Genomic DNA, 7,859 nt, shown 5'->3' with positions numbered 1-7,859 from the left:
AGCCTTCTGGCCTCTGTATTTGCTCGCTACCCAGGCTGTACCGACCGTGTTTTCTCAGCGTAAAACTGGCCGCCGTAGCTTTTACATCCGAGCAGAACGTAGTTTGTTACCTCCCCACGCATCGGATATGCTAATCATCTGAATCGGTTAATTGATGATAGGGGACTTCCACCCCATTAGATTCTCAGCCTTGACGGCTGCTCCACCCCTTGCCCTCCAAGACTCGCTTCGAGTGAATGGCTAGTTCTTACTCGGTGGGAATCCCACCCACTATATGTTGCAACCTAGGCTCGGTCGCTCTAACAGGCACCCAGAACTACTTAAGTAAATAATAGTATAAAGTGAAAAGGATTCCAGTAACGGTTTTAAGCAAATATTTAGGTTCAGGTAAAGCTACTTTGCTGAATCACCTTTTAAATAACCGCGAAGGTCTTAAGGTTGCTGTCATTATTTAAATGATACGAGCGAAGTTTAGGTAAATTACAATAGTGCACAAACTCCAGTAGTAGCAAGTTATTGTAAGCGTTTATGATTGATACAATATTTTTTTAAAAAAGGTTGGTATTTGAAAAAAGGTAATATAGAAATCTATAATCTATAAAGAAAGGAAAAGTTCTTGTGAAAATTGCCATATCATTTTAGAAAGGAATATAAATTTGGAACCTATTAACGATCTTATACGAAAGAATTTTTCTACATTAACGAACCGACAAAAACTTGTAGCATCTTATATCCTTAACTATCCGCATCAGATTGCTTTTCAGACGGCAAAAGAACTTGGTGAGTTAACGGAAACTAGCGAGACAACGGTTATCAGATTTTGTTATAAAATCGGATATACCGGCTTCAGTCATTTACAAAAGGAAATCCAGGCATCCTTATTAGAAAATAGACAAACGGATCCCTTAGAAAAATTCAGGGTCTCTAAGGGAGTTCAAAGTCAAAACAATGATCTTATTAAATATATTAAAGAACAAGATATCGCCTTTATCGAAAGAACAATGGATTCTCTTAGCCCAGATTTATACGAGGAGATTATTTCAGCGATTTTACTCTCGAAAAAAACGTGTGTCGTTGGTTCGAGAAGCTCTTATGCTCCAGCAAGTTGGTTGGCGTATAGTTTAAATATGATTAAAGGTAACACACACCTTTATAGAGGAGAACTTGACGACGCTATTTCTTTAATTTCTGAAATAAATAAAAAGTGCCTGATTATTGTGATTGCTTTTTCATTCCCGCGTTATGCACAGGATACAATAACCTTTGTAAAAAATGCTAAGAAGAAAGGAGTGAAAATTTTAGCAATTACAGATAACGAATTATCTCCTATAGGTTTATTGGCAGACTTGTTAGTAAAAGTTTACACACCCTCACCTACAGGGATCAAGGGAATGCCCATGGTTTTTTCATTGTTAAACCTAATTGTGTCAGGAGTTACGTCTTCTAAGTCGGATGAGGTAGAAAAGCGTCTTAAAGATTATGAGGAAACGAGTGAGCAGTTTTTTTCGGTTTTCAAGAATGATACCCAAAAGAACTAAATTACTCAATCCAATAAACCCCTATACTTTCCATAGCGATTTGCATGACACCACTAAAGCCATAACATAGTAAAGAATTGAATAGAGGCTCTAAGAGAAGCTGGCATACGTCTGCTTCTTTTTTTTACAATCTTTGTCCAGTGAAAATTGTATAAAGAAAAACAAATGGAAATTAATCAGTGCAAATATCAATAACTTAGAAGGAAGGACTTCAACATCTAATTCAAAGAAAAGAAATTTATTATTTTTAAAAATGATTGACTTAATTTTCGGAATTATATAAACTATCTATTATTAAAGTATATACTTCATTGTTTATTTAAAAATGAAGTATATACTTCCTTAAAAGGAGGAACTTATGTCACTTATTGAAAAAAGATTAAAGGAAATTGGGCTCGTCCTTCCGTCGGCTCCATCGCCAATGGCGAACTACGTTGCTTGTTTACAAGTTAATAATGTTGTTTACACTTCTGGATCTACTTGTTTTATGGACGGGAAACCCCTCTACACGGGTAGGCTTGGTACTGATCTTACTACCGATCAAGGATACGAAGCTGCTAAAATCACAGTGCTCAATTTAATTAGCATCATCAAAGCAGAAATTGGGGATCTTGACCGGATTGAGCAAATTATCAAAGTACTTGGACTGGTAAGCAGTGCTCAAGACTTCTATGAGCAGGCGCAAGTGATTAACGGGGCTTCTGATTTGCTAGTAGATGTTTTTGGAGAAAGAGGCAAACATACTCGATCTGCTTTAGGTACATCTGTTCTTCCTTTTAACTTCCCGGTAGAGATTGAAATGATTGTCCAACTTAAAACCTAATAAGAAAATATATAAAAGGTGGTATGCTCATGTCTCTTCCTGAAATTCATGTAGATAAATCAAGAAAGAAAGGCCCTTTTGTAAAATTCCTTGATCGTGTGGAGAAATACGGTAACAAACTACCTGATGTCCTTACACTGTTTCTGTTAATTATTATTGCTGTCTTACTCCTATCAAGTATTGCCGCATCGTTAGGATGGTCAACTGTCAATCCAACCACCAATGAAAAAATTGTTGCGGTAAATTTACTAAGTAGTGAAGGAATAATAAAGATTTTAACCGAAATGGTTACAAACTTTACATCCTTTCCACCGTTGGGTTTGGTTCTGTCAGTAATGTTGGGGGTTGGAATAGCCGAAACCACGGGTCTCATCTCAGCGGCGATGAAAAAAACGGTACTCCTTTCACCCAAGCCACTTATTTTACCAATCATTGTATTAGTCAGTTTGCTTGGTCATGTTGCTGCAGACGCCGCCTTTATTGTGATGCCTCCGATTGCAGCGATGGTCTTTATCATGATTGGTAGGCATCCTATTGCCGGACTTGCGGCCGCTTATGCTGCTGTCGCTGGCGGGTTTAGTGCAAACTTGTTACTATCCGTTGTGGATGTATTGCTAGCGAGTTTTACTGAGACAGGTGCTAAATTTATTGACCCCAATTTTGTAGCCAACCCTGCTATGAACTATTACTTCATGGCTGCTTCTACAATTATGTTAATACCATTGACCGTGTATGTTACTTCTAAAATCGTAGAACCAAGACTGGGCTCTTATTCTGGATCGGTAGAGATACAAGCTGAAATAGAGGATATTACAAAAGAAGAAAAACGCGGCTTGTTATGGGCTGGGATTGCTCTCCTTATTTGTGTTGTGATTCTGCTTATCTTAACTCTCCCAAGTGGAGCTTTCTTACGTGATCCGAAAACAGATTCACTGCTTGTTTCTCCGTTAATGAAAGGTCTTGTTCCCATCATGTTATTTTTATTCTTGATTCCATCGATTGCATATGGGGTTGGCGCAAAGGTAATTCGCTCTGATAAAGATATTGCTGAACATCTTACGAAATCAATGTCTGGGATGGGTTACTACATTGTTTTGGCATTTGTTGCAGCACAAATGATAGCCTATTTTAACTGGAGCAATTTAGGGCCAATCGTGGCAATTAAAGGTGCGGAATTTTTAAAGGAAATAGGAATAACAGGTTTATCTCTTTTAATTTTATTTATACTGTTTGTTGCTGTAATCGATTTTGTAATTGCAAGTACAAGCGCCAAGTGGGCCATACTAGCACCCGTTTTTGTACCAATGTTTCTAATATTAGGGTATAGCCCTGCCTTCACTCAGGCGGCTTACCGTATAGGGGATTCTATCGTAAACACAATTACGCCGATGATGCCGTATTTCGCAATCTTACTGACGTTTGCAAAGAAATACAATAAGGATATCCAAATAGGTACCTTAATATCAATTTTATTGCCTTACACATTGTTTTACGGAATTTTCTGGATTGGTTTATTTGCTATTTGGTATTTCCTGGGATTACCACTAGGGCCAGGTAATTATATACACGTACAGTGACATCTGGTGATAGGGGATTTCTAAGTACAAGAGTTAACTTAGATGAGGAAAAATTAATTAAGTGGAGGTAAAAAAATGATTTCACACAACGAATTGGCTTTTATGTCAGCGAGTGAATTGGCTGCCAAGATTAAAAAAAGAGAATTGTCCCCAGTCGAAGTAACGGAAGCATTTATCACACGCATCGAAGAAAGAAACAAAAGCTTAAATGCTTTTGTATACTTTGGGTATGATGATGCCTTGAAAAATGCAAAAGAGGCAGAACGAGCTTTACTGGCTGGTGAAGATTTAGGTATCCTTCATGGTGTGCCAACTGCCCTTAAGGATTTGTTCGGTGCAAAGCCTGGCTGGATTTCCACTTTTGGCGGTGTAAGAGCACTTAAAGACAACATTGTTGACTATTATAATCCTTTTGGTGAACGTCTCGAAAAGGCAGGTGCTATTTTTTTAGGTAAAACAAATAGTCCTGTTTTTGGCTTTCGTGGGGTAACAGACAATTATTTGTTCGGACCTACTCGTAATCCATTTGATTTAAGCAGAAATTCTGGAGGTTCATCAGGTGGTGGAGCAGCTGCTGTTGCGGATGGCCTTGTTCCAATCGCCGAAGGATCAGATAGCGGAGGCTCCACTCGTATTCCAGCGGCTTGGTGTGGTCTTTATGGATTTAAACCTGCGGGAGGCCGTGTTCCTTTCTTTGGGCGACCGAATGGGTTTAGAACAGATCTCTTCTCGACAGAGGGAACGTTAACACGAACTGTAGAGGACGCTGCCCTTGGACTTACCGCTTTAACAGGTTATGACGATCGGGATGTTTATAGCTTGAATGAAAAAGTAGACTATTTGTCGGCATTACGTGGTTCGATCAAAGGCTGGCGTATTGCCTACAGTCCTAATTTTGACGTTTTTCCTATTGACAAGCGTGTAGAGGAAACAGTCGCCGAAGCTGTAAATGTTTTCAAACAGGCTGGAGCAACGGTGGAAATGGTTAATATTGGCATTACATTTCATCAACGAGAGTTAAGTGATCTTTTTTGCCGAATCGCTATGAGGATGTCCATTTCTGTTTTTGAAAACTTTAAAAGTAAGGGTATAGATTTACTAAAGGATTATCGTGATGATTTACCAGGACGATACCTTGAAGGGATTGAAAAGGCATATCAAATGAATATGCTTGATGTACAAAGAGATCAAATCATGCGCACGAAAATATTTGATACAATACAAAATGTATTCAAAAACTATGATTTAATAATAACTCCGACTGCAGCAACCCTACCTGTTGAAAATGTTCCAGATGGAAATACTATGGGACCAACACATATAAACGGTGAGGAAGTGGATCCGCTAATTGGTTGGGCTTTGACGACCCTCACTAATTTTACAGGTCATCCTTCGGCTTCAATTCCAGCAGGTCTTGTCGATAACCGTCTACCAGTCGGCATGCAAATTATTGGTAAACGATATGGAGATGCGGACGTTTTAAAAGCTAGTTCAATCTTTGAAAAACTTAAGCCTTGGCATCATATTTATGATATTTGTAAAAATCGCTCTTTAGATATCCAGCCAATAGCTAAAGTTAACAACTAAGAGCCTCTGTCAAAATTAAAAGATTCGGTTAAAATTGGGTAATAATCGATTCGTAATTTAAGGATTTACGTGAGATTTTTTGAGGAGGATAGGTAAATTTCAGGTCATTTCCATATAGTCATTGCGGTTCCAAAAATAGACAATATAAATTCAGTTTTACCATAGGAACCCAAGCTTTGTATGTTTTGGTTCCATATTCTCATTTTTGTGCAGTGGCTCATAACCCTGGAAGCCAGTCAAGGAGAGCACTTGACAGACTCCCGGGGTTATGAGATTAGGTTGGCAAGTTACTTTTCAAACCCCAATGCAAGTTTGTAAAATACTCCAGTACCTTGCTTATTCATGAGATTAAGCAAGGTTAGCAATGATTAACTATGCCAGATCCTCAAACACCTCTTGAATAACATCCAAGGCTTCATTTAACTGATCATCGGTGATCACCAGGGGAGATAAGAAACGCAATACATTTCCATATAATCCGGCACTTAGGATGATGATTCCTCGACGATAGCATTCTTGAACAATCTGAGCCGTTAATTCTTTATTCGGCTCCTTAGTTGCCTGATTTTTCACTAGCTCTACCGCACACATAGCCCCTAAGGCTCTTACTTCCCCAATTACAGGGAATTCCCCTTCATCCGCTCAAAACGCGAAACAATCGTCTGACCGATGACTTGCGCTTTTTCTATAAGTCCTTCTTCTTCCATCATTTCAATCACTTTGAGTGCAGCTACACATCCCAATGGACTACCACCATAAGTTCCCCCGATCTCTGTATGAGTAAAATGTTTGTAGGAGAATTAAATACCTTTATTTCCAGAATGTAGTCGAAGACTGCGTTCTGGAAATAAAGGACAGTAAGCGGAAGCGCGGTAGGGTAAGCAAAATACATGAAAAAGAGGGCCTCTTCTTGGTAGAATCATAGTCGACTAAAACCCGATTCAAAGGAGAGTGCCCTCATGCAAAAGAATACCACAGATTATCTTAATTTAAAACAGATTGAGCAATTAGTGTGGAGGAAATTACAGGAGACTTTTTCAACTGTCATGGCCACATTTTTAGGGGATATAGATAAACAGATTGCAGAGGAAAGAGATGTACAAAGGTATCGCCTGCAAGATAAGCGGGTTTTGAAATTAGTCAGCTTATTTGGGGAAATTGAGGTAAATCGAAACTATTATCGGGACCGAAAAACAGGCGAGTATGTTTATCTCCTAGACCGTTATTTAGAATTTGAAGGGGCAGGTGGGTTCAGCCCTCTTGTAGAGGAAGCAGCCATCGAGCTGGCGGTTACAGGCCCTTCTTACCGAAAGGCAGCGAACACGCTTGAAACCCTTCTAGGTTATCGTGTTATGAGCCATGAAGCCATCCGACAACACCTTTTGAAGGTGATCAGTATCCCGAAAGAGCGGCAGCCGGTTCTCCGTCCTGTTTTGTTTGTGGAGGTGGATGGGTTATATCTGAAGAGGCAAGAGAAAGGGAAAAAGAGCAAGGAAGAAAAGATAGCAGCGGTCCATCAGGGGTGGGAAATCAACGGAAAACGAGTCAGCCTGAAGGACAAGCGACACTATGTCCATCGCGGCAAGGAGCCCTTTTGGGAGGGATTTGAGACCTATCTCATGGACACGTTCGATTATGATCCAACCGTACACCTTTTAATCATCAACGGTGACGGGGCAAACTGGATTACTGCTTGCAGGGAACATTTCAATGGCCGCGCCTTTTTCTCAATCGACCGCTTCCATGTGGCCCGGGATATCCGACGGCTGTTTCGTGAACATCCCCGTTACCGGGACATGCAAAAGGCACTGGCCGCGTACAACGGTGAAAAGCTGATTACCGAGTTGAATAGTGCTGTTGGAACGCTCGATACGGAGGCAAAAGAAAAGCGGCTGGAAGAACTCATTCATCAGCTGGAGCAGTACCCAGAGGCTTTGGGTGACTATCGTAAGTGGCTGAATGAGAAAGGGATTGATACGGAAGGAATGCGCCCAATGGGGAGCGCTGAAGGAACCATGAGTGTATTCGCAAAACGGCTTAAAAACGGCCGAAGCTGGGTGGAAAACGGAGCAAATGCCATGATGACAGCACTGGTGGCTTCCCTGGACAAACTGGCCCTAAAAACGTTATTTGGCCGCGTGGAGAAATGGAACGAAACCAAAGAGGAAAAGAATCCGCCAAAGCATTATGTGGAGAAGGTGACAAGCACGATCGGTGAAGCCACGAGAGATAACATCGAGTACCTGAAGGGTAAGGCAAATATTCCAGTATACAGAGCATTGCAGGCGTTAAAGGGATTTTAAAAAACGGCTATTTATCAACATGAGAGAACTC

Annotated in this window: 5 protein-coding genes and 2 pseudogenes; 6 read left to right on the top strand and 1 reads right to left on the bottom strand. The window is 40.3% G+C overall.

Annotation, left to right across the window (positions count from 1 at the left end; translation table 11 throughout):
- Positions 1-341: 341 nt before the first annotated feature.
- The 5 genes and pseudogenes from ELQ35_RS02190 to ELQ35_RS02170 form a co-directional block, all read left to right on the top strand.
- A pseudogene (locus ELQ35_RS02190) lies at positions 342-472 on the top strand (GTP-binding protein); the annotation flags it as partial.
- A gap of 184 nt (positions 473-656) precedes the next feature.
- Positions 657-1,538 carry a MurR/RpiR family transcriptional regulator gene (locus ELQ35_RS02185; RefSeq protein WP_126863218.1) on the top strand — a complete coding sequence of 294 codons (882 nt, stop codon included), beginning with the start codon at positions 657-659 and terminating at the stop codon, positions 1,536-1,538.
- Positions 1,539-1,896: 358 nt separating this feature from the next.
- Entirely contained in the window at positions 1,897-2,361 is a 465-nt protein-coding gene (locus ELQ35_RS02180) for a RidA family protein (RefSeq protein ID WP_126863217.1), read from the top strand.
- Positions 2,362-2,390: 29 nt separating this feature from the next.
- Positions 2,391-3,938 (top strand): AbgT family transporter, encoded by a 1,548-nt coding sequence (locus ELQ35_RS02175; protein ID WP_126863216.1) that lies wholly within the window; start codon positions 2,391-2,393, stop codon positions 3,936-3,938.
- 75 nt (positions 3,939-4,013) lie between these two features.
- Complete coding sequence (locus ELQ35_RS02170; RefSeq protein WP_126863215.1) at positions 4,014-5,525, top strand: amidase; 1,512 nt, start codon at positions 4,014-4,016, stop codon at positions 5,523-5,525.
- A 372-nt stretch (positions 5,526-5,897) separates the two neighbouring features.
- Here ELQ35_RS02170 and ELQ35_RS02165 read toward each other — a convergent pair.
- A pseudogene (locus ELQ35_RS02165) lies at positions 5,898-6,298 on the bottom strand (aminotransferase class III-fold pyridoxal phosphate-dependent enzyme); the annotation flags it as partial.
- A gap of 186 nt (positions 6,299-6,484) precedes the next feature.
- On the opposite strand from ELQ35_RS02165, the gene ELQ35_RS02160 reads away from it, so the two are divergent.
- On the top strand, positions 6,485-7,828 hold the full coding sequence (locus ELQ35_RS02160) for an ISLre2 family transposase (protein ID WP_126863214.1): 1,344 nt from the start codon (positions 6,485-6,487) through the stop codon (positions 7,826-7,828).
- The last annotated feature ends 31 nt before the right edge of the window (positions 7,829-7,859 follow it).

The organism is Peribacillus cavernae (assembly GCF_003989135.1).
Classification (GTDB): domain Bacteria; phylum Bacillota; class Bacilli; order Bacillales; family DSM-1321; genus Peribacillus; species Peribacillus cavernae.
This window is presented reverse-complemented; position numbering and strand designations above follow the sequence as displayed.